General features: G+C 41.7%; 25 protein-coding genes. 13 read left to right on the forward strand and 12 right to left on the reverse strand.

All coding sequences use genetic code 11. The annotated features are described in order from the left end of the window. The first annotated feature begins 3 nt into the window (after nucleotides 1-3). The 5 genes from OU683_RS03985 to OU683_RS04005 are packed head-to-tail and all read left to right on the forward strand — an operon-like array spanning nucleotide 4 to nucleotide 4101. On the forward strand, nucleotides 4-969 hold the full coding sequence (locus OU683_RS03985) for a lysylphosphatidylglycerol synthase transmembrane domain-containing protein (protein ID WP_268135448.1): 966 nt from the start codon (nucleotides 4-6) through the stop codon (nucleotides 967-969). A 35-nt stretch (nucleotides 970-1004) separates the two neighbouring features. Continuing rightward, complete coding sequence (locus OU683_RS03990) at nucleotides 1005-2150, forward strand: alpha/beta hydrolase (RefSeq protein WP_268135450.1); 1146 nt, start codon at nucleotides 1005-1007, stop codon at nucleotides 2148-2150. 24 nt (nucleotides 2151-2174) lie between these two features. Then, nucleotides 2175-3539, forward strand: coding sequence for a DNA repair protein RadA (radA, locus tag OU683_RS03995; protein ID WP_268135452.1), 1365 nt, complete (start codon nucleotides 2175-2177; stop codon nucleotides 3537-3539). A gap of 35 nt (nucleotides 3540-3574) precedes the next feature. Beyond that, the gene (locus tag OU683_RS04000; RefSeq protein WP_268135454.1) at nucleotides 3575-3877 is read left to right on the forward strand and encodes a hypothetical protein; all 303 of its coding nucleotides are present in this window, start codon (nucleotides 3575-3577) and stop codon (nucleotides 3875-3877) included. Then, nucleotides 3778-4101: a GNAT family N-acetyltransferase gene (locus tag OU683_RS04005; RefSeq protein ID WP_491731099.1), complete on the forward strand. Its 324-nt coding sequence runs from the start codon at nucleotides 3778-3780 to the stop codon at nucleotides 4099-4101. The genes OU683_RS04000 and OU683_RS04005 overlap by 100 nt, the downstream gene beginning before the upstream one ends. A gap of 57 nt (nucleotides 4102-4158) precedes the next feature. Here OU683_RS04005 and OU683_RS04010 read toward each other — a convergent pair whose 3' ends face one another. The 5 genes from OU683_RS04010 to OU683_RS04030 all read right to left on the reverse strand — a co-directional run bounded on the left by OU683_RS04010 (nucleotide 4159) and on the right by OU683_RS04030 (nucleotide 11564). Continuing rightward, the gene (locus tag OU683_RS04010) at nucleotides 4159-5124 is read right to left on the reverse strand and encodes an OmpA family protein (protein WP_268135458.1); all 966 of its coding nucleotides are present in this window, start codon (nucleotides 5122-5124) and stop codon (nucleotides 4159-4161) included. A 21-nt stretch (nucleotides 5125-5145) separates the two neighbouring features. Next, nucleotides 5146-5907: an exodeoxyribonuclease III gene (locus tag OU683_RS04015; protein ID WP_268135460.1), complete on the reverse strand. Its 762-nt coding sequence runs from the start codon at nucleotides 5905-5907 to the stop codon at nucleotides 5146-5148. A gap of 78 nt (nucleotides 5908-5985) precedes the next feature. Continuing rightward, nucleotides 5986-8970: a T9SS type A sorting domain-containing protein gene (locus OU683_RS04020; protein ID WP_268135461.1), complete on the reverse strand. Its 2985-nt coding sequence runs from the start codon at nucleotides 8968-8970 to the stop codon at nucleotides 5986-5988. Nucleotides 8971-9078: 108 nt separating this feature from the next. Beyond that, nucleotides 9079-10617: a glycine--tRNA ligase gene (locus tag OU683_RS04025; RefSeq protein WP_268135463.1), complete on the reverse strand. Its 1539-nt coding sequence runs from the start codon at nucleotides 10615-10617 to the stop codon at nucleotides 9079-9081. A 65-nt stretch (nucleotides 10618-10682) separates the two neighbouring features. Continuing rightward, a complete protein-coding gene (locus tag OU683_RS04030) occupies nucleotides 10683-11564 on the reverse strand; it encodes a DUF8428 domain-containing protein (RefSeq protein ID WP_268135465.1) in 882 nt (293 codons plus the stop codon). A gap of 73 nt (nucleotides 11565-11637) precedes the next feature. On the opposite strand from OU683_RS04030, the gene OU683_RS04035 reads away from it, so the two are divergent. Continuing rightward, the gene (locus tag OU683_RS04035; RefSeq protein ID WP_268135467.1) at nucleotides 11638-12318 is read left to right on the forward strand and encodes a ComF family protein; all 681 of its coding nucleotides are present in this window, start codon (nucleotides 11638-11640) and stop codon (nucleotides 12316-12318) included. A 51-nt stretch (nucleotides 12319-12369) separates the two neighbouring features. Further along, the gene (locus tag OU683_RS04040; RefSeq protein WP_268135468.1) at nucleotides 12370-14013 is read left to right on the forward strand and encodes an Ig-like domain-containing domain; all 1644 of its coding nucleotides are present in this window, start codon (nucleotides 12370-12372) and stop codon (nucleotides 14011-14013) included. Here the strand turns inward: OU683_RS04040 and OU683_RS04045 are convergent. Next, on the reverse strand, nucleotides 13994-14779 hold the full coding sequence (locus OU683_RS04045; RefSeq protein WP_268135470.1) for an amidohydrolase: 786 nt from the start codon (nucleotides 14777-14779) through the stop codon (nucleotides 13994-13996). The two genes, OU683_RS04040 and OU683_RS04045, sit on opposite strands and share 20 nt — an antisense overlap. Before the next feature lie 101 nt (nucleotides 14780-14880). On the opposite strand from OU683_RS04045, the gene OU683_RS04050 reads away from it, so the two are divergent. After that, nucleotides 14881-15426: a DUF1440 domain-containing protein gene (locus OU683_RS04050; RefSeq protein WP_268135472.1), complete on the forward strand. Its 546-nt coding sequence runs from the start codon at nucleotides 14881-14883 to the stop codon at nucleotides 15424-15426. Here the strand turns inward: OU683_RS04050 and OU683_RS04055 are convergent. The 5 genes from OU683_RS04055 to OU683_RS04075 form a co-directional block, all read right to left on the reverse strand. Further along, entirely contained in the window at nucleotides 15410-16567 is a 1158-nt protein-coding gene (locus tag OU683_RS04055; protein ID WP_268135474.1) for a methionine aminotransferase, read from the reverse strand. The genes OU683_RS04050 and OU683_RS04055 overlap by 17 nt on opposite strands. A 78-nt stretch (nucleotides 16568-16645) precedes the next feature. Next, complete coding sequence (locus OU683_RS04060; RefSeq protein ID WP_268135476.1) at nucleotides 16646-17389, reverse strand: succinate dehydrogenase/fumarate reductase iron-sulfur subunit; 744 nt, start codon at nucleotides 17387-17389, stop codon at nucleotides 16646-16648. 26 nt (nucleotides 17390-17415) lie between these two features. Beyond that, complete coding sequence (locus OU683_RS04065; protein WP_268135479.1) at nucleotides 17416-17793, reverse strand: four helix bundle protein; 378 nt, start codon at nucleotides 17791-17793, stop codon at nucleotides 17416-17418. 36 nt (nucleotides 17794-17829) lie between these two features. Then, entirely contained in the window at nucleotides 17830-19833 is a 2004-nt protein-coding gene (locus OU683_RS04070) for a fumarate reductase/succinate dehydrogenase flavoprotein subunit (RefSeq protein ID WP_268135481.1), read from the reverse strand. Nucleotides 19834-19836: 3 nt separating this feature from the next. Then, nucleotides 19837-20550: a succinate dehydrogenase cytochrome b subunit gene (locus OU683_RS04075; protein WP_228913654.1), complete on the reverse strand. Its 714-nt coding sequence runs from the start codon at nucleotides 20548-20550 to the stop codon at nucleotides 19837-19839. 339 nt (nucleotides 20551-20889) lie between these two features. Here OU683_RS04075 and OU683_RS04080 point away from each other — a divergent pair, with 339 nt between their 5' ends. The 3 genes from OU683_RS04080 (at nucleotide 20890) to OU683_RS04090 (ending at nucleotide 23386) form a co-directional block, all read left to right on the forward strand. After that, a complete protein-coding gene (locus OU683_RS04080; protein ID WP_268135485.1) occupies nucleotides 20890-22182 on the forward strand; it encodes an aminopeptidase P family protein in 1293 nt (430 codons plus the stop codon). 78 nt (nucleotides 22183-22260) lie between these two features. Next, nucleotides 22261-23046 (forward strand): alpha/beta fold hydrolase, encoded by a 786-nt coding sequence (locus OU683_RS04085; RefSeq protein WP_268135488.1) that lies wholly within the window; start codon nucleotides 22261-22263, stop codon nucleotides 23044-23046. 91 nt (nucleotides 23047-23137) lie between these two features. After that, on the forward strand, nucleotides 23138-23386 hold the full coding sequence (locus tag OU683_RS04090; protein ID WP_268135491.1) for a DUF1660 family phage protein: 249 nt from the start codon (nucleotides 23138-23140) through the stop codon (nucleotides 23384-23386). 157 nt (nucleotides 23387-23543) lie between these two features. Here the strand turns inward: OU683_RS04090 and thiL are convergent, their stop codons facing one another. Beyond that, nucleotides 23544-24608, reverse strand: coding sequence for a thiamine-phosphate kinase (thiL, locus tag OU683_RS04095; RefSeq protein ID WP_268135494.1), 1065 nt, complete (start codon nucleotides 24606-24608; stop codon nucleotides 23544-23546). Between the two features lie 274 nt (nucleotides 24609-24882). On the opposite strand from thiL, the gene OU683_RS04100 reads away from it, so the two are divergent. Next, nucleotides 24883-25212 carry a HesB/IscA family protein gene (locus OU683_RS04100; RefSeq protein WP_268135496.1) on the forward strand — a complete coding sequence of 110 codons (330 nt, stop codon included), beginning with the start codon at nucleotides 24883-24885 and terminating at the stop codon, nucleotides 25210-25212. 32 nt (nucleotides 25213-25244) lie between these two features. After that, the gene (locus tag OU683_RS04105) at nucleotides 25245-25640 is read left to right on the forward strand and encodes a four helix bundle protein (RefSeq protein ID WP_268135498.1); all 396 of its coding nucleotides are present in this window, start codon (nucleotides 25245-25247) and stop codon (nucleotides 25638-25640) included. The last annotated feature ends 33 nt before the right edge of the window (nucleotides 25641-25673 follow it).

Below are 25673 nucleotides of genomic sequence, written 5' to 3' on the forward strand. Positions count from 1 at the left end.
GTCTTGAAGAAAAAGCTTTTAAAGTTTTCCAAAACTTTTCTCCCCCTGTCGTTGGGGGTTTTTCTTATTTGGTATTCACTTAGCAGTGCCACTCCCGCCGAACGCGAGGAACTGTGGAATAATATTCTTCTTGCCGACCTAAAATGGGTTTTTATAAGCGTTTTTTGCGGAATACTATCCCATCTTTCACGGGCATATCGCTGGAAATATTTACTGGAACCACTGGGATACAAACCCCGTCTCGCCAACAGCTTTATGGCCGTAATGGGAGGGTATCTTGCAAACCTGGGGGTACCCAGATCTGGTGAAGTATTAAGGGGTGCAACAATTTCTACATATGAAAACATCCCGTTCGACAAGGCCTTTGGCACCATAGTTTCTGAAAGAATTGCCGACCTTGCAATGGTCCTAATCATTACAACTTTTGGATTTCTTATTCAAACTGAAGGGCTGGTCACTTATTTTCAGGATAATGACATCAATCCATTTGTTTCCATTGGAATTTTCCTTCTCCTGGTCATTTTGGGCGTTACCCTTCTCAACCTGGTAAGACGATCGGGTCATCCATTTATGGTTAAAATAAAAGATTTTGCCAGGGGTTTATTAGAAGGTATGCGCAGTATTGTGAGGATGAAAAAGAAAAAAGAATTTGTTCTCCACACCTTCTTTATCTGGGCTATGTACCTGTTGATGTTCTACCTCATAAAATTTGCAATTCCCGAAACGAACTCCCTATCGATAGCAGGGTTCATGGCTGCTTTTATAGTTGGCACATTTGCCATTACCACCACTAATGGTGGCATAGGCGTCTACCCCATTGCAATGGGTGCCGTACTGTTGCTTTTTGGTATAAATCAACAGGCAGGTGAGGCATTTGGATGGATCATGTGGGGCTCTCAAACCTTGATGGTAGTAATCCTTGGGGGACTTTCCTTCTTAATTCTCCCCATTTACAATCAAAAGAAATAATATCTATATTGCTTTAGGAAAAAAACCTATTGCATATGAAGAAATTATACTTATTTACCCTCTTTTTTTTAGCTGTACAGTTAACTTTTTCTCAAACCATTTACAAGACGATTAACTCTTCGAAACTCCGACAACAACGGGAACTGAAGATTCAACTACCCAGGAATTACGATCAAAATACCGGCAAAAAATATCCGGTGATCATTGTTCTCGACGGCGACTATCTTTTTGAACCCATGGCAGGGAATGTAGATTATTATTCCTATTGGGATGAAATACCCGAATCTATAGTAGTAGGTGTAAACCAGGTGCGCAGCAGGAATGATGATTGCCTTTATAATCCCAAAACTTTTCTTCCGGAAAAAGAAGGAGCCCAGTTCTTTGAATTTCTTGGTATGGAATTACTTCCCTTTATTGACAACACCTACCGAACATCGAAATTCGTTGCCATTGCAGGTCACGATTATACCTCCAATTTCATCAACTATTACCTTTTTAAACCCGATCCGCTTTTCCATGCCTATATTAATTTAAGTCCAGATCTGGCTCCTGAAATGAGCAACAGGCTGGTTGAAGCACTTTCAACAGCCGAAGCTCCCAAATGGTTTTACCTCGCCACCGGTTCAAATGATGTGCCCGACCTCAAAAAGAACATTAGAGCACTGGACCAACAACTTTCCCTTATTGAAAATCAGGATGTCCATTATCAATTTGATGATTTTGATGCTGCCACTCATTACACCCTTGTTGGAAATGCACTACCCAGAGCCCTTGAACATATTTTTTCATCCTATAAACCTATAAGTCTTAAGGAATATGATGAACTGGTAATAATGGAAAAATCTGCCTTTAATTACCTGGTAGAAAAATACGAGGTAATCAATAACAATTTTGGTATTGAAAAGCCGGTTAGAATCAACGATTTTCTGGCGGTAGGTAAGGCCCTGGAATACCGGGAAAAATGGGATGATCTGGAAAGACTTGGTGACCTTGCACAAAAACAGTATCCACACATGGCACTGGGTGATTACTATCTCGCCCGTTCCTACGAAGCAAACGGAAGACCAAAAAAAGCAATGAAAACATACCAGAGTGCCTATGGCAAAGAAGAGGTTGCCTTTGTTACCATTGATTTTATGCTCAAAAAAGCTGACTTAATTAAACAGGATTTCGGTTATTAGCAGTTCAATTGAAGTAACTCCCTAATGGCTAAACCCAAGACTCTGTATTATTGTCAAAATTGTGGTGCACAGCACAGCAAATGGCAAGGCCAGTGCAATTCCTGCCGTGAATGGAATACACTTGTCGAAGAAGTGATCCAAAAAACCGAGAAAAAACCCTGGAACAGCGAGGCAGCTCCAGACCTCCGCAAAACATCAAAACCACTCAGAATATCAGAAATTGAAGTTTCCAAAGAGGAGCGGCTTAAGACAAACAATCTTGAACTCGACCGGGTTTTAGGTGGCGGAATTGTTCCTGGCTCCCTTACCCTTCTCGGCGGGGAACCGGGAATTGGAAAAAGTACCCTTCTACTGCAAATTTCTCTTAATTTGGCCTATAGAACCCTTTATGTTTCAGGGGAGGAGAGCCAGCAACAAATTAAGATGCGGGCACAGAGAATTAATCCCAATTCAGATAAGTGCTTTATTTTAACTGAAACGAAGACCCAGAATATTTTTCAGCAAATAGAAAAACTATCCCCCGAAATTGTCATTATAGATTCCATTCAAACCCTACAAACCGATTATATTGAAAGCGGACCGGGGAGCATTTCACAAATAAGAGAATGCACAGCCGAGCTAATTAAGTTTGCAAAAGAAACTGCTACTCCCGTTATCCTTATAGGCCATATTACGAAGGAAGGAAGTATTGCGGGTCCAAAAGTCCTGGAACACATGGTAGACACGGTGCTTCAGTTTGAAGGAGATCGAAATCATGTCTACAGGATTCTTAGAGCCCATAAGAACCGTTTTGGCTCCACAAATGAACTGGGAATTTATGAAATGCAGGGCAACGGACTTAGGGAGGTGAGTAATCCTTCAGAAATCCTTATATCAAAAAATGAAGAAGACCTTAGTGGTACAGCAATCGCTGCGACCCTGGAAGGGATGCGGCCACTCATGATCGAGGTACAGGCCCTGGTAAGTTCTGCGGTTTATGGCACTCCACAGCGTTCGGCTACGGGTTACAATGCTAAACGGCTCAACATGCTGCTCGCCGTTCTTGAGAAGAGAGCAGGGTTTAGATTGGGCGCAAAAGATGTATTTTTAAATATTACCGGTGGAATTTCTGTAGATGACCCTGCCCTTGATCTTGCCGTAGTGGCAGCAATACTCTCCTCCAACGAAGACATTGCAGTACCTAAAGACATTAGTTTTGCAGCCGAAATTGGTCTGGCCGGCGAAATTAGACCGGTCACCCGGGTGGAACAGCGCATTTTGGAGGCAGAAAAATTAGGCTTTAGCAGCATAGTGGTTTCTGCTCAAAATAAGTTCCCGAAGAATAATTTTGGGATCAAAATTCAGAAAGTCTCAAAAATAGAAGACGTGGTGAGTTATCTATTTGGGTAAAGCAGCCATATCCTGACCTTTAAAAATTAGAAATAATGTCTGCCAAAAATGTCATTTTCGAAAAGCTTTCTCCAAAAGAACTTCAGGAGCTCAAAGAATTAAGCAGGAAAACCTTCACCGATGCCTTTGGTGCCGACAATAATCCCGATGATCTCGAAGCCTATCTAAATTCTGCTTTTGGAGAAGAGAATCTACGACTGGAGTTATTGAATCCGCTTTCAGAGTTTTACTTCGCAAAATTGAAGGTGAGACTGTGGGTTATTTCAAGATCAACCTGGGAGATGCACAAACAGATTTCCGGAAGGAAGACGCGATGGAACTTGAGCGAATTTATGTAAAAAAGGCTTTTCAGAATAAACAGATTGGGCAAAAGATGCTCGATGAGGTGATAGAAATGGCTGTACAACGAAAAATGAGATACCTATGGCTTGGAGTCTGGGAGAAAAATACCAGGGCGATCAACTTCTATCTAAGGAATAATTTCCAACACAACGGCTCACATCCTTACATGGTGGGCAGGGATCTGCAAACAGATAAGATCATGAAACTGCAGCTCCTTTAAGTAAAGAAGGAGCCAAAAATGAATTTTTGGCCCCTCTTCAATATTTTCCAAAATTATTTATTCCATCTCCTGCAGCAATTTTTCGATCTCATCCAGTTTTGGAGTTAAAATAACTTCAATCCTTCGATTCTTAGCACGCCCCTCGGCAGTATCATTTGAAGCAACCGGAGCATATTCACCTCTTCCCGCAGCTGTAAGGTTCTGCGGATCGATATTCGCATTTTCACGCAGCAATTGAACTATTGCAGTAGCACGCTTAGTGGAAAGATCCCAATTGTCTGTCAACTGGCCGCTGCCATTATAAGGCACATTATCTGTATGGCCTTCTATAAGAACAGCAATATCGGGATTTTGAGCAAGAACAGAGGCCAGCTGTTGTACTGCCCTTCTTCCTTCGGAGCCAACTGCCCAACTACCAGAGCTAAACAAAAGCTTGTTTTCCATGGAAACATAAACTTTTCCATCCCTCTGTTCAACGGTTAATCCTTTTCCTTCAAAATTTACAAGAGCCTTGGAAATAGCATTTTTAAGGGCATTCATTTTTGCATCTTTTGCCGCAATCACACCCTCAAGTTCATCCACACGCTTAGACCGTGCAGCAAGATCTTTCTGTAGTTTTTCAAGACGGGTCTTTTCAGCAAGCAGCGCTTGTTCCTTTGCATCCAGTTCTGCCAAAAGCTGGCGGTTTCTCTTTGAATTTTCAGCAAGGGCAGAAGAACTGTTAGCTTCAAGGGCATCATATGAAGCCTTTAGCTTTTCATAACTGGTTTTCGTGGTGTTATATTCCTGCTGTAAACGGTCTCTTTCGGCTATGGCCTGTGCATATTCTGCCTGTAAGGCTGTCAAATCGGCCTCATTTTGCCGGTTTCTTTCTTGAAGATCCTCAAATTCCCGGGACAACTCGCGGTTTTCTTCCTGCAACTGGGCATGTTGACTCTCGAGGTCCTTGTAAACTTTAGAGGAAACACAAGAGGTAAGAAAAAGTGAACTACTTACAAAAGCTAAAAAAAGATGTCTTTTCATAAAAAGAGGGTTTGGTTTGATCTAAGTTAATTCGAGAAGAACGGGACAGTGGTCACTATGTTGTGCCTCGGGCAAAATTACCGCACGCTCAAGGCGGTCTTTTAAAGGCTCGCTTACCATGTTGTAGTCAATTCTCCATCCTTTATTGTTTCCGCGGGCGCCGGCACGGTAGCTCCACCATGAGTAGTGGCCGGGATCTGAATTAAAATGCCTGAAGGAATCTACGAATCCACTTTTAATAAAATCCCCAATCCATTCCCTTTCTACAGGTAAAAACCCTGAAGTGTTTTTTAATCTTACGGGATCGTGAATATCTATTTCTTCATGACAAATATTATAATCTCCACATATTACTAAATGCGGAATCTCCTGTTTTAACTCATCAACATACTTCTGAAAATCGGCCATGTACTGGAGCTTATGTTCAAGACGGGCAATATTGGTGCCCGAAGGTAAGTACAAGCTCATTACTGACAAATCATCGAAATCCACTCTTACATTACGGCCTTCAAAATCCATATAATCGATCCCGGTTCCAAAGACAACATTCTTTGGTTCTTCTTTGCTAAGTATAGCCACCCCGCTGTATCCTTTCTTTACAGCCGGAAACCAGGAATTGTATTTATATCCCAGATCTTCAAAGGGTTCATGGTCAAATTGTTCGGGAGTAGCTTTAATTTCCTGAAGGCAAACTACATCGGCATCGGTCTTTTCGAGCCAGTCTATAAATCCTTTTTTAATAGCAGCCCTTATTCCATTAACGTTATATGAAATGATCTTCATTCTTCTAATTTTATTGCTGTCCAAAAATAGCATTTTTGAACGGCTCTTCAGAAGGAATGGAAGGGGAGTTTTCCCTAGTTAATGAACAATGATCCGTTTTACCTTCCCCTCATCTCGGGTACCGATACGCACAAGGTAAACTCCTGAAGCTGCATAAGACATATCGAGCACGTAATCATAACCTATCGCTCCTTTTTTAATCATCGCCTCCACAAGTTTTTGCCCCAGCATATCATGTACAGTGAGCCATAGTGGGCGCTGGTAAGGCGTGGTGAAGTTAAGTTCGAAAATATCCTCTTCGGAAGAACTTATGATGAATTCTCCCTGCTGTAATTCAGATTCTTTAATTCCGTCTACCAGCACCACCGTATAATCTTCTGTAGTACCAAATTCCATCACACTGCATGGATCATTGAGCTCCCCCTCATACCTTGAGCTCACATCTCCTGCCCTGGCCCGCAGAATGTGTTCTCCTAAGGGTGCATTTTCCGGAAGGGTAAATTCAAATACGGTTACGGCTGAAGAAGAAGTAATATCTCCAGATCTTACCAATTGCTCTTCGGGTTCAAAGACCGCATTATCATTAAAGTCTATCCACATCGAAAATTCACTGCTGCTACCCGATCTTACACCAACAAAATAAGTCTCCCTGTTTACATCAAGTCTCGTTGAGATGCCGAGGAAATTATTATAACCGTCATCGCAATATATATTTTCGTTGACAATATCTTCTAAATAGAAGCTGTTGATCCCATCTCCAAAAGCACAGGAGGAACCTACAGGAATACAGTTAAGTTGGGCAATTGTTTTAATTACCCCATCATTGGTGGTGTCACTGTCGCCTCCAAGGTACGTGGATGCTTCGATGATATATTTTCCATTTGCCGAAAAATCATATGAGCTATTAAATGTGTAAGTTAATTGATCACCTACTTCAAGATTATCAGTCACAGTTTCGGTAACAAGATCACCTCCATTGACACTGTAACCTACATCGAAATTGGTTTGAGGTTCCCCTCCAAAATTTTCTATGGTTACTACAATATTTTCCATTCCCAGGTTTGAGGATGTCTCCGGGTGTACGATGCTGGTTACGCCTATATCTTTTGGTGGAAGATTAATTATCCTGGCAGACAAAGTATCATTTACCGAATTCATATCCCCCTCCAGTTCTGTACCCACTGTTAGCTCGTACTCTTCACCAGGATTTGATAGATCAACAGTTTCTGAAAATGTGAACTCCACCTGATCTGTAGAAGGAATAGTACCGCTGAAAGTTTCAGTAATAATTTCCCCTTCGTTCACCTGAAAATAAACAGGAAAATTACTTTGAGGCTGGCTTCCGAAATTCCTTATACTTACCCTAATGTTTTCACTGGCTGAAAGTGTAGAGGATACGGGTGAAATTATTTGAGTGACCCCCACATCTTTTGTAAACTGCGGAGCCAGCTTAAACACTCCCACTCGATTCAGGCGGGAACCGGGCCTAAAATATTCCCCGTTATACCAAAAAGTTTCATTGTCTACAGGATCTATGCTGGTATGGGCATAATCCCCGTATCTGTTGCTTTCACTCGGCGATGTACTTTCAATTAAAGTGACTTCCTGCAGGGTCATAAGATTTGGAGGATCGTTAAAGAAACGACCGGTGAACTTAAGGGAAGGAAGAACGGGGGATTCGGGATTATCATCAACTACAGTAAATCCCATTCCTATATTGCCATGCTTGTCAATATTGATGCTACCACACCAGCGATCATTTAAATCGGGGGCATAAGTCCCCTCCTGAAAAATAGACCAGGGCTGATTTTCTCCGGTTTGCCGCAGTTCATACCACCTTATTCCGGCGTGTTCTGCCTGCGAAGGGTCCACATCAACCACAAAATTAAAAACAACGGAATTATGGCCATCAAACCTTCTGTAAGAGGTGGGATACATTAAAGCTCCCTGGAGGGCATCGAGATCGGGATTCCCAAAAGGCTGGGGCAAATTTGAAAATCCCCCGCCATCAAATGTACTTTTGAATGGAGTGAGACCTTCATTAGGAGTAATTTCCTGAGATTCCCTTATGGTGGAATTCTGAAGGTTATTCCAATCCACGTTAACAAGCCAGATCTTAAGATGATCAATGTTCACTCCCATCCAGGAATCATCCTGAAAATAAATGACCGGCATATTTCCTGGTGGTGGTGGAACATTGCCGGTGGCGTTAAGAGCAGCAGGGCTGTAAAAACCATTATTTCTCACCCCGGGAAGAGGAAAACCTACATGCTTTGCCGCCTCTCCCTGCAACATCTTATCTCTTTCCAGCACATAAACCACTTCAGTAATTTCGGGATCATCCAGGTCTTGATTTGTCGTGACATAGTACCCGTCGCTCCAGACGAAATATTTTGGATAATCGGGGAAAGTTCCAGTAGCAAACCTATAGGTATACCAGCCATCATTCACAGGATCGGGACCACGTGAAATAGCCACCAGCAATGCATTCGTAGGATCATTCTTATTAGGACACCCCCTGGTAGGATCATATGGGCAGCCTGCAAACTGGGTTATAAGGAAACGGTCGGCAAATTGATCATACAACACTATGGGGTCCCCCAGTCTTTCTCCCGAAAATTCCCCTCCCAGGGAGGAAAGATCTGTAGGTGGCAGGAGCAAATTTCCCTGTTTATCAAAAACCGAAAATCCCGAATTGTATGCATTGACATAATGATTGGGACCGGCAGCCCCTGTAGGATCTGTTGGTGTATGAAAGAGGTTGGCGGCATCAAAAGAAATAATTGCCTGTTTTAAGGGAATGGATCCTTTCTTCTCCTGAAGGGCTGCGTCTTGACCTTTTGGAAATCCTTTACCCGGCACCACCCTGTTTGCAGTCCGGTTTTTTGGATTTACTTCCTTTCTTTCACTAATTGCCGGAATCAATTCCTTCGCCGAAAGTGGAGCAGAAACAGAAGGTTCTGAAAGCCCTTGCGATATAGGCCCCAAAATTTCTTTGTCCTGGGCGCTAACCTGCAAACCAGCAATAAAGAGGAGCAAAAGAAGGAAATAATTTTTCACCATGGAAGAACCTTTAACCTCTAAATTTAATGATTTAGAATGAGTAGAAACAAAAAAAAGAACAATTCGGCAGGAATTGTTCTTTTTTAACTCATTTTAGACAGATAAAAACTACTTTTTTAACCAGTGCTTAAAATTGGTTTCCTCTGCAATTACTTTTGAAATTTCAGAAATAGGTATTCTTTTTTGTTCCATGGTGTCACGAAACCTTACAGTCACGGTACGATCTTCAAGAGATTCGTGATCTACAGTGATACACAGCGGAGTACCGGCGGCATCCTGACGTCTATACCTGCGACCAATGGCATCCTTCTCATCATACTGTACATTGAAATCCCATTTAAGATCTTCAATGATCTCCTGCGCCAATTCGGGTAGACCGTCTTTTTTCACCAATGGCAGTACAGCTGCCTTATTAGGAGCTAAAATAGCCGGCAACTTGAGAACGGTTCTAGTGCTGCCGTCTTCAAGCTCCTCTTCCTTAAGTGAAGCTGAGAGTACAGCCAGGAACATCCTGTCCAGTCCTATTGAAGTCTCAATTACATAAGGCACATAATTCTCCTTAAGTTCGGGATCATAGAACCTCAATTTTCTTCCCGAGAATTCTTCGTGTGCCTTCAGGTCAAAATCGGTACGGGAATGAATACCTTCAAGCTCTTTAAATCCAAATGGAAAATTAAATTCTATATCTGTTGCGGCGTTCGCATAATGCGCAAGTTTCTCATGGTCATGGAAGCGATAATTCTCCTCGCCCAAGCCCAGTGAAAAATGCCATTTTTGACGCACCTCTTTCCAGTGTTCATACCACTTAAGTTCTTCCCCTGGGCGAACAAAATATTGCATCTCCATCTGCTCAAATTCGCGCATTCTAAAGATGAACTGCCTTGCGACTATTTCATTTCTAAAAGCTTTGCCGGTTTGAGCAATCCCAAAGGGAATTTTCATTCTTCCGGTCTTTTGCACATTGGAAAAATTTACAAAAATTCCCTGTGCTGTCTCCGGCCTAAGATAGAGATCAGATGCAGTTTCAGAAGAAGCTCCCAGTTTTGTACCGAACATGAGATTAAACTGCCGCACCTCTGTCCAGTTTTTAGAACCTGTCTCAGGATCGGCGATCCCAAGTTCTTCAATAAGTGCTTTTACATCCTTAAGATCTTCATTTGTGAGGGAGCGGCCTAATCGTTCCAAAATCTCTTTTCTCTCAGACAAATATCGCTTGACCCGGTCATTAGTATTTATAAACTGCCCCTCATCAAAGGCTTCTCCAAAACGCTTGCGCGCCTTTTCAATTTCTTTCTGAGCTTTCTGCAGGATCTTTTCGGCATGATCTTCCACCAAAACATCGGCCCTGTAACGCTTTTTTGAATCCTTATTGTCGATCAAAGGATCATTAAAGGCATCAACGTGACCAGATGCCTTCCAGGTTGTGGGATGCATGAGAATAGCGGCATCAATGCCTACAATCTCCTGGTGCAGTTGCACCATGCTCTTCCACCAGTATTCTCTGATATTTTTTTTAAGCTCTGCTCCATTCTGCCCGTAGTCGTAAACTGCGCTAAGGCCGTCATAAATTTCGGAAGAAGCAAAAATATACCCATACTCTTTAGCATGGGAAATAACGTTTTTAAATAAATCTTCTTGTTTTGCCATAGAGCAAAAATAAAAAAACCGCCCCGATTCAAGACAGGGCGGCAGGATTAATTGTTTTTTTTGTTTTATCTAAGACTAAACCCGGTTGCACCTATAAGGTTTGTTCCTTCATAGACCAGTACTTTATAAGATCCTTCAATAAGACGATCTGAATTTGTATTGGCCAAAAGGCAAACATCAAGCTCCTCGTTTTCGTAGAAAACTTTAGTTGAAGCGCTGTAAACCATGACACCACCTTCATGCTGAACGGCAATTTGATCTCCCACCAATTCGTTGTTGGGGTTATAAACCTGGACATAAAGCTCCTTATCTCCCGAAGAGGCAAGGGAATTTGGTGTGATGGTAAAGCAGGTTCTTATTTTATCCACTCTACGCGTGCGGTCATTTTCTACAAGCCTGCCGCTGTTTCTTTCAATTACTCCTTCCCCTCTCAGGTTACTTACCTTGAGTTGGGCGGCACGATCGATCTTGGACGCCATAGTTTGAGTTTGAACCTGAAGGGAATCAGAGATCCTGGTCCTCTCCAGCAACATGTTGTTTGTGCTGTCAATTTCGGTTATAAGCCGCTGGTTTTGATTGCTCAAACTATCCACTACCCTAAAAAGCTGTTCTTTCTCTGCCTTAAGGTTACTCACTTCACGTCGATAACGAGAGATAAGAGCCAAATTGGCTTCCATATCCTGCACAGAATCTCGCAAGGCAACTATTCTGCCTCTCGCTGCACTTAATTCAGAGTCAAGCCCTTCATTTTCTGCAATAGCCTCATCATACTTTACTATCAAATCATTGAGCTCTCCTTCTATAACAGCTTTCTCCTGCTGAAGTAACTCCTGATTCTCCTTTTCGTCATTATAAAATTTAATGGTATAAATACCCAGTGCAATCAAAGCGACTGCCAAGACCCCGGTTAAGATCTTTAAGGCATTATTACTCTTCTGATCCGACATAACAATTGTTTTTTAACGGTTTAGTTTTGTAAATTTAAGAGTTTTAATCAGGCCAAGACCAATTTGTTAACAAATGTTTCACGATTTCCTTAACCTTCTCTACCCTAAACTATGCAATTCATGTGAATCCACCTTGAAAACCAATGAAAATATTCTTTGTACCTCCTGCCTTCATGAGTTACCGATAGCCGATCATCATCTTGAAAAAGATAATCCTGTAGAGAAAATTTTCTACGGAAGAATTCCCGTTGAAAATGCCACCTCCCTTCTGTTATTTGAAAAGAAAGGGATGGTTCAAAAGCTAATTCATAACCTCAAATATCGTGGCCACAAGGAAATAGGTCCATTTTTAGGCACCTGGCTGGGAAGCGAATTAAAGGAAATCCCTGCATGGCAGAAAATCACAATGGTAATTCCTGTACCGCTACATCAAAAAAAGCTAAGAATAAGAGGTTTTAACCAGGTGGCCGGCTTTGGTGAGGAGATCGCCAAAGCATTTGAAGTGCCATACCGGGAAGACCTCTTGCTTAAAATCACCGCCACAAAAACTCAAACCCTTAAAAAAAGACTCGCCCGCTGGGGCACCATCGATGAGACCTTTGTAGTGAAAGATCCCGGTATCCTGGAAAATGCCCACGTGCTGCTGGTAGATGATCTGGTTACTACAGGCGCAACTCTTGAGGCTTGTGCCCATAAACTGCTCCAAATTCCAAATCTTAAAATAAGTATAGCTACCATGGCCGTTACCCATTAGCTACTTCAGGATTAAAAGAATAAATTGTTTCTTTGTACCAAATATCTCATTATGCAACGTGCCGGCGTCAATTTCCTGCTGATTCTATCTCTTATTCTCGCCTTTTCGGCCTGTGCAAAAAGAGGTACACCAGATGGTGGACCGCTGGATATGGAACCTCCCCGGTATGTAAAAGCGAGACCCGAGAATTTCACAACCAATTTTGATGCTAATGAAATAAGGATCTATTTTAATGAATATGTAAAACTTTCAGATCCACAGCGGCAAATAATTATTTCTCCTCCCATGGATCCCCGGCCCGAGATCACTCCGTTGGGAACCGCAAGTAAATCGATCCGCATCAGGATCAATGACACCCTGCAGCCGCGCACCACCTACACCATTAACTTCGGAAGAAGTATTACAGATAACAACGAGGCAAACCCGCTGAGTTTTTTCACCTACGCCTTTTCAACAGGACCATACATAGATTCCCTTTCCATAAGAGGAAGTGTGAATGATGCAGTTCTAAGGGCTCCAGATCCTTTTATTTCTGTCATGCTATATGAGATCGATTCTACTTATTCAGATTCTGTTATTTATACCCGCGTGCCACGCTACGTTACAAATACCCTCGACAGTGCCACCACTTTTCAGCTGAACAACCTAAAACAAGGCACCTATCAGCTTGTAGCTATGCGAGATGTGAATAACAATTATACCTTCGAACCAAAAACAGATAAAATTGCCTTTGCAGATGAGTATATCACTATTCCTACAGATAAGGAATTTGGTCTCACGCTCTTTAGCGAGGTACTGGAGGGAAGTTTCGAAAGACCGCAGGTTAAGGGGCAACAGCATCTCATTTTTGGTTATACCGGGCTTATGTTGGCCGATAGTATTTCAATAACTCCTTTAAACGTGCCGGCAGATTTTGAAGACAGGATCACCAAAGATCCTGCGAAAGACACCTTACATTACTGGTATAAACCTTTTGCAGAGCGGGATACGCTTCAGTTTGTTGTTCAAACCCCCAGGGTGACAGATACTTTGATCGCCAGATTAAAAAAGGCAAAGCGGGATACTCTTCAATTCACATTTGAGCCTCAGCCTTCATTGGGCTTCCACCAGGATTTGCAGGTTAGACCCACGGTACCACTTGATGAGATAAACGATTCTTTGGTAAGCGTCACCATGAGTGACAGCATACCTGTATCTTTTACCGGGAGTTATGACAAATGGAATAACGTTTACAGCCTATCCTTTGAAAAAGGTGAAAAAAAGACCTATAAAGTCACGGCCTTACCGGGCGCTTTTACAGATTTCTTCGGAAGGCTCAATGACACTATTACCTCCCAGGTACGCACTCCTGCCCTCTCAGATCTCGGAAATCTTATCATCAACCTCACAGGTGTTGAGGAGTTTCCCGTTATCGTCCAGGTGACCACCGAAAAAGGGGAAGTTATAGCCGAAAAATATTCGACGGGGAGCAATGTGATTAATTTTGAAAAACTAAAACCCGGAAACTACCTCCTAAGGTTGATCTATGATCGCAATGAAAATCAAGTTTGGGATACAGGAAGTTTTCTAAAAAGGACCCAGCCCGAACAAGTGGTGTACTTTCCGGTACCTGTAGATGTAAGAGCCAACTGGGACGATACCTATACCTTCGATGCCAGTCCCGAAGCTACTATACCTACTCCAGGTGTACCGTAAACCGGTCCCGGTCCTGCAGGAACTTCAGCTGGGAGCGGGTGTCCAATAGATGCTGCTTATTCAACGCCACCAACTCGGTGAATTCGGTTTCTTCCTTGCTGGAAGAGATCTGCTTTCCGAGGCAATCATAAACTGCCGAATGCCCTACATAATCAAGTTCACTGCCATCACGGCCCACACGGTTCAAACCTATACAATAGCTCATATTTTCTATAGCACGTGCCTTTAAAAGTGTATCCCAGGCTGTTACGCGCGCAGCAGGCCAGTTAGCTACATATATTAGCAGGTCATAATCTTCGGTATTGCGGGCCCAGACAGGAAAACGCAGGTCGTAGCACACCAGAGGACAAATTTTCCATCCTTTGTAATTTACAATAAGTCTTTCCCGTCCCGCAGCATATGTCTCATCTTCCTTAGCTAAGGTGAAGGTATGGCGCTTATCGTATTTTTCTGAAGACCCATCGGGGAAAACAAAATATAAACGGTTGTAAAAATGCCCTTTTTCAGAAGTAATGAGGCTTCCGGTTACGGCTGCATCTTTTTCTGAAGCCATTTTTTGCATCCATTTAAAGGTTGGTCCTTTATCGGGTTCCGCAAGATTTTCAGCATTCATTGAAAAGCCGGTAGAGAACATTTCGGGCAGGACAATTAGATCTGTCTCCTGCGGAAGTTCTTTAATCTTCCTTTCAAAAAGTGCTTTGTTCTGTTCGATATTCTCCCATTCAAGGTTCGCCTGAAGGAGTGCTGTATTTAAAATTTGTGCCATACGTAAAGTTATTAAAAATCCCTTTTATCCTGCTAAATGCTTGTTAAATGGTTGCATTGACCGGAGAAGTTGAATAGTTTTATTTGAGAAAAAATTAAGCTATGAGTTTACAATCATTTTTTGAGAAAGATTCTTTTCCCTCTAATACCTCCCGTGGAATTATATCAGGATTTATTGGCGGCCTTGCCGGAAGCGCTGTAAAATCTGTGGTGGAGAGATTCCTGGAAGTTAGAAAGATCGATAATAGATCTGCGCAGATCAAGGTCATGGACAAGTTTTCAACCAAAATTACCGGCTCCCCAATTAAACTGCAAAACGAAGCAATCGTAGAACAGTTGGTGAACATTCCACTTGGAGCCACTGTAGGTGCCATTTATGGCTACGGTAAAAGAGATAAAGACGAAGTTAATATCCTGGACGGCGGAATTCTTGGCGCCACCACCTGGGCATCAACCCATGAAACCAGTTTACCGCTTATGGGTCTTGACAAGAGCCCTAACAAGGTTCCTGTAAAAACCCAGGTGCACGAATTGGTAGCACACGTGATCTTTGGTATTACCACCGAAGTGGTGAGAGGCTATGTAAATGATAAGCTGAGAAGAAAGGAAGAAGAGTCTGAAGAAGCCGAATTTACTTCACTTTCTTAAGGATCTCTGCCGCTTCTTTTAAAGTGTCGTCTGTCTTTGCAAAGCAGAACCTCAATTGCCGGTAATCAACCTTATCCTTATTAAATACTGAAACCGGGATACTTGCAATGCCAAATTCTTCAATGAGCCTGCGTGAAAATTCAATGTCGGGCTCATTGCTTATTCTTGAATAATCAAGTAACTGGAAGTAAGTTCCATTAGAAGGCAATGCTTTGAACCCTGTATCTTTAATAAGGGCTAGAAATTTATCTCTTTTCTCCTGATAAAAATCTCTAAGTCCGAGGTAATGTTGAGGAGTTTTGAGGTACTCGGCAAAGGCTCTTTGGGTAGGGTGATGTACACAGAAAACATTTACCTCCATCACCTTCCAAATCTCGGCCATAAGTTCCTCGGGGGCTACGCAGTATCCCATCTTCCATCCTGTATTGTGAAAAGTCTTACCAAAAGAAGCACATACAATTGCCCTTTTTGAAAGGTTAGGAAATGCTGAAGCACTGTAATGTTTAGCTTCTTCAAAAATGATGTGTTCATATACCTCATCGCTCAGCAAAATTATATCCGTTCCTTCGAGCAGCTGCTCCAAATGCAACATTTCTTCCTTACTAAAGACATTTCCGCTGGGGTTATGCGGAGTATTTACGATCAACATTCTGGTCTTCGAGCTGATCTTCTCTTTAATAGCTTCAAAATTCAGTTTATAATCCTTTCCTTCCAGTTGCACGAGCACAGGAATTCCTCCGTTCAACTCAATTGCAGGTTCATAAGAATCATAAGCAGGTTTCAGCACAATCACTTCATCTCCCGGATTTATAAAGGCGGTAATGGCCAGAAATAATGCCTGGGTGGCACCATTTGTTACTGTAACCTCTGTGTTTTTATCATACTTTTTCCCGTGAAGCGATTCAATTTTGTCCACGATCTGCTCCCTTAGCGGGGAAACGCCTGCAAGAGGAGCATATTGGTTGTAACCATCGAGCATTGCCTGGTACACCAACTCTTTTAGATGCTTATCTGTATCGAAATTTGGATAGCCCTGGGATAGATTTACAGCTTTATGTTCATAAGCCATTTTTGACATGACTGTAAATATGCTGGTCTCGTGCTTTGGAAGTTTAGAGGAAATATGATTGACTGCTGCCATTGATTTTTTTAATAAGATCCAAAAAAAATCCCGAACTGCAAAGTCCGGGATCTTTAGAAATATTAGGTTTCAAAAATGTTATTTTACGCTGGCTCTTAAGTACTCCCTGTTCATACGGGCAATGTTCTCCAGGGAGATTCCTTTAGGACATTCAATCTCACAGGCACCTGTATTGGTGCAGTTTCCAAAGCCTTCTTTATCCATTTGCTCCACCATCGCAAGCACACGGCGATCGGCTTCTATTTCACCTTGTGGCAAAAGTGCCATTTGGCTTACCTTAGCCGATGTAAACAACATGGCGCTGGCATTCTTACAAGCTGCTACACAGGCACCACATCCTATACAGGTTGCCGCGTAAAATGCAGCATCTGCCTGGTCTTTTGGAATAGGAATAGAGTTGGCATCCTGTGTATTTCCCGAAGTATTTACAGAAATATACCCTCCTGCCTGCTGAATTCTCTCAAATGAAGAGCGGTCTACAACAAGATCTTTAATTACAGGAAATGCCTTTGCACGAAAAGGTTCAATGGTAATGGTATCACCATCCTTAAACATTCTCATGTGCAGCTGGCAAGTAGTAACTCCGCGGTCGGGCCCATGAGGCTCCCCGTTAATCTGTAAGCTACAGGTTCCGCAGATCCCTTCACGGCAGTCATGGTCAAAAACCACAGGCTCTTCTCCTTTATCTATCAATTCCTGATTCAATACATCAAGCATCTCAAGAAAAGACATATCGGGTTCAACTCCACCTAATGGGTAAGTTTGAATTCCTCCCTTTGAAGCGGCATCCTTTTGACGCCATATTTTTAGTGTAAGATTCATCTTGTAAAAAAGTTATTCGTTAAAAGTTAATAGTTATTTTCTGCACTTTTCAGGTATTTGATATAACCATTAAGTATAGTAGTGCATTCGACAACCTTTAACCTCATTTCTTTAAAACGATCTTCATTAATATAACCTTCGTCTAGTGCGGTTATCAATTGATCTTGTAATTCATATAAAGAACCTCTCGAAACTCTACAAAACTGAGCATTTTCTTTGAAATGGAATCTTCCATATCCCTCAGCAATATTATGAGTAACAGATCTTGAGGCTCTTCTCATTTGTGAAGCTAATTCAAATTTTTCATAGGAAGGAAATTCTCTAATTAAAACCGAAACCTGATTTCTAACTTCTCTTGCCACTTTCCAGCATTTGAGATCTTCAAAGGTTTTAATTGTATCCATCCCATTAACTAATAACCATTAACTACTAACAATTATCTATTTATAGCTTCTCGTTTTAACTTCAATATTTTCGTACTTCAATTCCTCTTTATGTAGAATCGCATTTGCAGGCTCTCCTGTATATTCCCAGGCTGCCACATACATAAAGTTCTCGTCATCACGAAGGGCTTCCCCTTCTTCTGTCTGGTACTCCTCTCTAAAGTGTCCTCCACAAGATTCTTCCCTGTGAAGTGCATCTTTGGCGAAAAGCTCTCCAAGTTCAAGGAAATCGGCTACTCTTCCGGCTTTTTCAAGTTCGGGGTTCATACTGTCGATAGTTCCTGGTACTCGCACCTCGTTCCAGAATTCTTCTCTCAAAGCTTTAATTTCTGAAATAGCTTCTTTTAATCCGGTGGCATTACGCGACATCCCTACTTTATCCCACATGATCTTTCCAAGACGCTTGTGGAAGTAATCGACCGATTTGGTGCCTTTGGTGTTTAGGAAACGTTCCAGTTGTCCACGGATGTTCCTCTCTGCCTCATCAAATTCAGGTGAGTCGGTAGGGATTTTTCCGGTTCTAATGTCGTTGGCAAGATAATCTCCCATAGTGTATGGAAGTACGAAATATCCATCGGCCAGTCCCTGCATCAAAGCCGAAGCTCCAAGACGATTGGCACCGTGATCGGAGAAGTTGGCTTCCCCGGCAGCGTAAAGTCCTGGAACAGTAGTTTGTAAATTATAATCTACCCAAAGACCACCCATTGTGTAATGTACAGCAGGATAGATCTTCATTGGAGTTTGGTATGGATTCTCATCAACGATCTTCTCATACATCTGGAAAAGGTTTCCATATTTGGCTTCAACTACGGCTTTTCCAAGCTCGCGTATCTGCTCTTCGGAAGCATTTTCTATTTTTTGTGTGGAAACGGCTTCTTTTCCGTAGCGCATAAATGCAGCGCTAAAGTCAAGATAAACAGCTTCTCCTGTTTTATTTACTCCAAAACCGGCATCGCAACGTTCTTTAGCAGCTCTTGAAGCCACATCACGAGGCACAAGGTTACCAAAAGCCGGGTAACGTCTTTCCAGGTAGTAATCCCGGTCTTCTTCAGCAAGTTGGGTTGGTTTCAGTTTTCCTTCTCGGATTGCTTTTGCATCTTCCAGTTTCTTGGGAACCCAGATACGACCGTCATTCCGCAGAGATTCAGACATCAGTGTCAGTTTAGACTGATGCTCCCCTGAAACCGGAATACATGTCGGGTGAATTTGGGTGAAGCAAGGGTTGGCAAAAAAAGCACCCTTTTTATGAACTTTCCAGGCTGCAGTAACATTACTTCCCATCGCATTTGTTGAAAGAAAAAACACGTTTCCGTATCCGCCAGAAGCGATCACTACGGCATGCGCACTGTGTCTTTCAATCTCCCCTGTAACAAGATCACGGGCAATAATACCACGCGCCTTACCATCAACAAGCACCACGTCAAGCATTTCATGACGGGTGTAAGATTGTATCTTGCCGCGGTTGATCTGCCTGTTCATGGCAGAATAACAACCTAATAACAATTGCTGCCCTGTTTGACCTTTTGCATAAAAGGTACGTGAAACCAGCACCCCTCCAAAAGAACGGTTGTCCAGGAGACCACCATATTCACGGGCAAAAGGCACACCCTGTGCAACACATTGGTCAATAATATTTCCTGAAACTTCTGCAAGACGATAAACGTTGGATTCGCGGGAACGGTAATCCCCACCCTTTACGGTGTCGTAGAAAAGACGATAGTCTGAATCCCCGTCTCCCTGGTAATTTTTTGCAGCATTGATACCTCCCTGTGCAGCAATAGAGTGTGCACGACGGGGCGAATCCTGGTAGCAAAAAGTCTTTACGTTATATCCAAGTTCTGCCAGAGTAGCAGCAGCACTACCTCCTGCAAGCCCGGTTCCTACCAAAATAATGTCGATATTCCGTTTGTTTGCGGGATTGACAAGATTGATCTTATTTTTATGATTGACCCACTTCTCGGCCAATAGCCCTTGTGGTACTTTAGAATCTAATACTCCCATAGCTTATATTTTTTCGAGTACGAAATAGATGTAAAACGGAATAATTGCAAATAGCAGCGGCACCACAATGGAAAAAGCGACTCCCACTCTTCTCACAAAGGTGTTGTACTTTGGGTGGTTGATCCCCAGGGACTGAAATCCACTTCCAAAACCATGGTACAGGTGGAAACCAATTGCGATCATTGCAATTAAATAAATAATTGCCCAGATAAGACCCATTTCAGAATCCTGAAAGGTCATTATTGTAAGCGTGTAAAGATCTTTAACCGTCTCCCCGTTAGCAGTTTCATAAACCGTGTCGTCAAGCCCCCCAAATTTCATTTCTCCCCAAAAGTTGATCAAATGGATCACAATGAATGCAAGGATCACGGTTCCAAGAACACCCATGTTTCGGGATGACCATTTGGAATTAGTAGAAGGTTTAAAACTAACATATCCCTGTGGTCGTGCCTTCCTGTTATTGATGGTTATGATAATACCATCGATCACATGAAAAAGTATACTCGCGAAAGTAACTATTGACAACACCCTCACCGCAGGATTTGTAGTCATAAAAAGAGCGTACTCATTGAACTGATCCCTCGCACCCACTCCAGAGACCAACAATTGCAGGTTTCCTGCAAGATGACCTACAAGAAATAAACATAGAAACAGGCCGGTGAAAGCCATCCAGTACTTTTTTGCAAGCGATGACTTTAATAGCGCAGATTTTGCCATAAAATTTATGATTGTTTTAATAAAGTGAAAACAAAAATACGCCCTTTCACATCATTAGCAAACAAACCTTCTTTAATTAGTGTTTATTTAGAATAAATTTAAAGAAGCCGCAAAAAAAGAATTTTTGAGATATAAAGATAAGAAGTTAAGAGATTTATACTTCAGAACATGGAATTAAAATTTCAATCAAACTGAATGGCCAAAGGATCACTCGCTGCATGTGATATAAGTTTAAGAAATTTACAATTCATTAAAATATCCTTAAAAATTATTCCTTATCCCTTCCCAAGGCTTCTCTCTTTAATTTTTTAAATTTGTAGCACACACTAAAAAACACTCATGAAATATCACCAAATAGATCGTAATCTGTTCATTAAGAACAGAAAGAATTTTACTGAAAAAATGCAGCCAAAGAGCCTGGCTGTTTTCAATTCCAATGACGTTTATCCAATTGGGGCAGATAGCACCATGCCATTTCAGCAGGCCCGTGACCTCTTCTATTTAAGTGGTGTAGATCAGGACAAGAGCATTTTGGTCCTTTTTCCTGATGCACCTTCAGACAAGCATAAGGAAATGCTGTTCCTTACCGAAACCAATGATCATATCGCGGTTTGGGAAGGAGAAAAACTAACCAAAGAAAGAGCAGAAGAAGTATCGGGCGTCAAAAATGTCTTTTGGCTAAAGGATTTTGAAAAGGTATTTTTTGAAGTCATGACTCAATGTGACACTGTTTACTTTAATACCAATGAACACTACCGGGCCAATGTTGAGACCGAAACCCGTGAAGCCAGGTTCATCAAATGGTGCAAAGAGCAATTTCCTGCTCACCGGGTCGCAAAAAGCAATCCCATCCTGCAACGTCTGCGCTCTGTAAAGGATCCTATCGAACTGGATCTTATGCAAAAGGCCTGTGACATAACAGAAAAAGCTTTCCGCAGAGTTTTAAAATTTGTAAAACCCGGAGTTTGGGAATATGAGATCGAAGCCGAATACTGGCACGAAATGATAAGAAACCGCTCAAAAGGTTTTGCATACACTCCTATTATTGCGAGCGGAAGTAATGCAAATGTTCTACATTATGTTGAAAACAACCAGCAATGTAAGGAAGGAGAGCTTATCCTACTTGATACCGGTGCCGAATATGCTAATTACGCAAGTGACCTGTCACGAACAATTCCTGTTTCGGGAAGATACACCAAGCGTCAAAAAGAAGTATACAACGCAGTTAACCGTGTGAAAAATGATGCGACCAAAATGCTTGTTCCCGGTGCAGACTGGGCAGAATATCACAAGGAAGTTGGAAAGCTAATGACTTCTGAACTTCTCGGACTAGGACTTCTCGATAAAGCAGATGTTCAAAATGAAGATCCCGACTGGCCGGCTTATAAGAAGTATTTTATGCATGGAACTTCACATAATATAGGCCTGGACACCCATGATTATGGGTTGCTATATGAACCAATGAAAGCCAATATGGTATTCACCGTTGAACCCGGAATCTATCTTCCCGATGAAGGCTTTGGGATAAGACTTGAAGATGATGTAGTCATCCAGGAAAAAGGAGAACCTTTTAACATGATGGGCAACATTCCTATTGAGGCAGATGAGATCGAAGAAATCATGAACAGCTAAAAGGTTTATAGTTATAAGTTTAAAGTTAATAGGCCACGTTTACAGGAATCAAGTGTATTCGTGGCCTTCTATTTTAATATGAATAAAGAAATGACGGTTAACTTCCAGGGAGCAAATATTTGTTATTCGAATGTTGGCGAAGGTGAGGCGACGGTATTGCTTCATGGGTTTCTGGAATCTTCAAAGATTTGGGAGGAATTCCTGCCTGAATTTTCCCGCTATGGAAAGATCATAACTTTGGACCTTCCGGGACATGGAAGTTCGGGTTGCTTTGATGAAGTACACAGTATGGAACAAATGGCCGATGCTGTTTGGAAAGTCTTAAAAACGGCAGGTATCAAAAAAGCGAATTTTATAGGGCATTCCATGGGAGGTTATGTTTGTCTTGCACTCTTGGAAAAGCATCCTGAAATGATAAAGGATCTCATGCTGCTCAATTCTACTCCCCAGGCAGATAATGAAGAGAAAAAGGAAATAAGAGATCGATCGGTTAAGTTGGTGAAGAGAAACAAAGGCGCTTATGTAAGTATGGCTATCAACAACCTGCTTTCCCCAAACAATACCGATAAATTTTCCGAAGAAATAGAGGAACTTAAGAAGACCGCAAAAAGGTTCCCCACCAAAGGAATCACTGCTGCTTTGAAAGGCATGAAAATTCGTACAGACAAAACAGATGTCCTTAAAAGCTTTAATGGAAATAAAATTATTGTTGCAGGAAAAGAAGATCCATTAGTTAATATTAAGGAATTAAAGCAATTGGCAAAGAGCTGTGGCTGCAGGTTTGTTAGCTTTTCAGGGGGACATCTTTCCTATATCGAAAATAAAGCTCAATTCGTTAAATTGTGCATTTCAACGAATAATTAACGCATTTTATCGATTTTTAAGAAAAGTTTTTTAATTTTAATTTTGAAACCTTTTTTAAATTCTTTACCCAATGGAATGTAAAAAGCCCCTTTTGTTTTCACCCAAGTCATGGATTTGTGCCTTATTTGACCATCGTTTTGAGGTTTCTCAAAACATCACAAATCATATTAAAGAATATCAATGCACCCGATGCGGAGAAGAAATGACCGATACTGCACAGGGCTTTATTGCCAAACTCACTCCAAAGTTCAGGGAAACTAATGCTTATATAGCGAAGATCCATCAACGCAGGTGTTCCAGAAAATTTTTTGAAAAAAAAGAGCTTTCCAGGGCCTCTTAAAATCTTCTATACAAACCTTTCATAGGATACTGCACAAAAGCATGTATTACCTGCCCAATTCCCACCAGGAAAACCATCCTGAAAACTGCATTTTTAAAAGGGAAGCAGAATATTTTTCAGACGTTGCTCCTGCTCCCCGGCACAAAATAATACAGCTCTAGTTACCTTCTCCTTCTTCTTTCTTCATAGCATTCCAGCCGCGTGCAATCAATTCAATCTTTTGATTGGCACGAGTGACGAGATGCCTACCCTCATTCTCTTCTGTCATGTGGCCAATTACCGTAAAGTTGGGATTGCCTTTGATCTTATCGTAATCCCCCTGGTCAATTGTAAAGAGCAGCTCGTAATCTTCTCCTCCACTTAAAGCAATGGTAGTACTATCCAGCTTAAATTCTTCGCACACAGAAATCACCGCCGGATCCAATGGTATTTTCTCTTCAAACAGATTTACTCCGGTTCCCGAATTCTTACAGAGGTGGATGGTTTCTGAGGAAAGTCCGTCACTAATATCGATCATTGAAGTGGGATGTAAATCTAAAGCCTTGAACAGCGGCGGGATATCCTGGCGGGCTTCAGGTTTTAACTGTCGCTCAATGAGGTAAGTGTACGGGTCAAGATCGGGTTGGGAGTTTGGATTTACTTTAAATACCTGCTTTTCCCGCTCCAAAACCTGTAACCCCATGTAGGCAGCTCCAAGATCTCCTGTAACTACCAATAAATCATTAGCCTTTGCGCCGCTTCGGTAAACTACTTCTTCTTCTTTGGCAGCACCTAGAGCAGTAACACTAATGATCATTCCCGAATTCGACGAGGAGGTATCTCCTCCCACCACATCCACTTTATATAGTTTGGCGGCCAGTTCAATGCCCGAATAAAGTTCTTCGAGTGCTTCAACCGGAAAACGATTTGAAACTGCAATAGAAACAGTGATTTGCCGGGCCTTTGCATTCATCGCATACAGGTCGGACAGGTTCACCATGACCGCTTTATAGCCAAGATGCTTCAGCGGCATATAGGATAGATCAAAATGAACCCCTTCCACAAGAAGGTCTGTGGTAACCACCACCTTCTCATCCTTAAAATCCAGTACGGCGGCATCATCGCCTATGCCTTTTAAAGTATTTTCAGGAGTAATTACAAAATTGCGTGTCAAATGATCAATTAATCCGAATTCTCCGTATTCTGAAAGGCTTGTTCTGCTTTCCCCGCTATTTTCAAACATAATCTTGGTGCATAAATTTTTGCAAAATTAAGGCTTAAATGTTCAATTGAGGAATGATAAGCCCAAAAAGGCATTTTTGACAGGCCGGTAAATCCTCTCCTTTTGTTTTTATTCTGAAAATGAGTCGCTTATACCTGAAGCTATCAAAAATCAAGGTAGAGTGACAGATAGCGGATGCTAATGCCTGAATTCTTTTTTCTGATGGTATTTACTATGGTTAAACCTATTGTTTGTATTATATTTGCACTTAATTTAGAATTAATCTTTATAAGCAATGATAAAGGTAAGTGAAAGCGCCAAAAAAAGAATAACCATGCTCATGGAGGAGGATGGATTTGATGCCATGCGCGATTTTGTTCGGGTAGGTGTGAAGAGCGGCGGATGCTCTGGCCTTTCCTATGATCTAAAATTTGATCATTCCCAGGCAGAAGGCGACCGGCTTTTTGAAGATAACGATATAAAGATCGTGGTAGACAAGAAGAGCGTTTTATACCTGGCGGGAACTATTCTGGAATATTCCGGAGGCCTTAACGGCAAAGGATTCGTATTCAACAATCCCAACGCCCAGCGTACTTGTGGATGTGGAGAATCATTTTCGCTTTAGGTTCAAAGTTTAAGGTTTAAGGTTTAAAGTCAATGGGGACGGTAAAAAAATTTGAGGATCTGGAAATTTGGAAGAGTGCCCGGGTAATTTGCAATGATATTTTTACAATTAAAGAAAAAACCGACCTTAAGACTGACTTTAAACTTTACAACCAGTTAAACGGTTCTTCGGGTTCAATAATGGACAATATTGCTGAAGGATTTGAGAGAAATGGCAACAGGGAATTTATTCAATTCCTGGCGATAGCAAAAGCATCTTGTGGTGAAACAAGATCTCAACTTTATCGCGCATTTGATAGGAAATATATTGAAAAGGAAATATTTGATTTTCTCTTGGAAAAATTGATTCAATTGAGCAGGCAGATAAGCTCCTTTATGAATTATTTGCAAAATACTGATTTGAAGGGAACGAAGTTTAGGAAAGAATAACCTTGAACTTAGAACCTTAAACCTGGAACATAG

The sequence above is a fragment of the Salinimicrobium sp. TH3 genome, from assembly GCF_026676115.1.
Classification (GTDB): Bacteria; Bacteroidota; Bacteroidia; order Flavobacteriales; family Flavobacteriaceae; genus Salinimicrobium.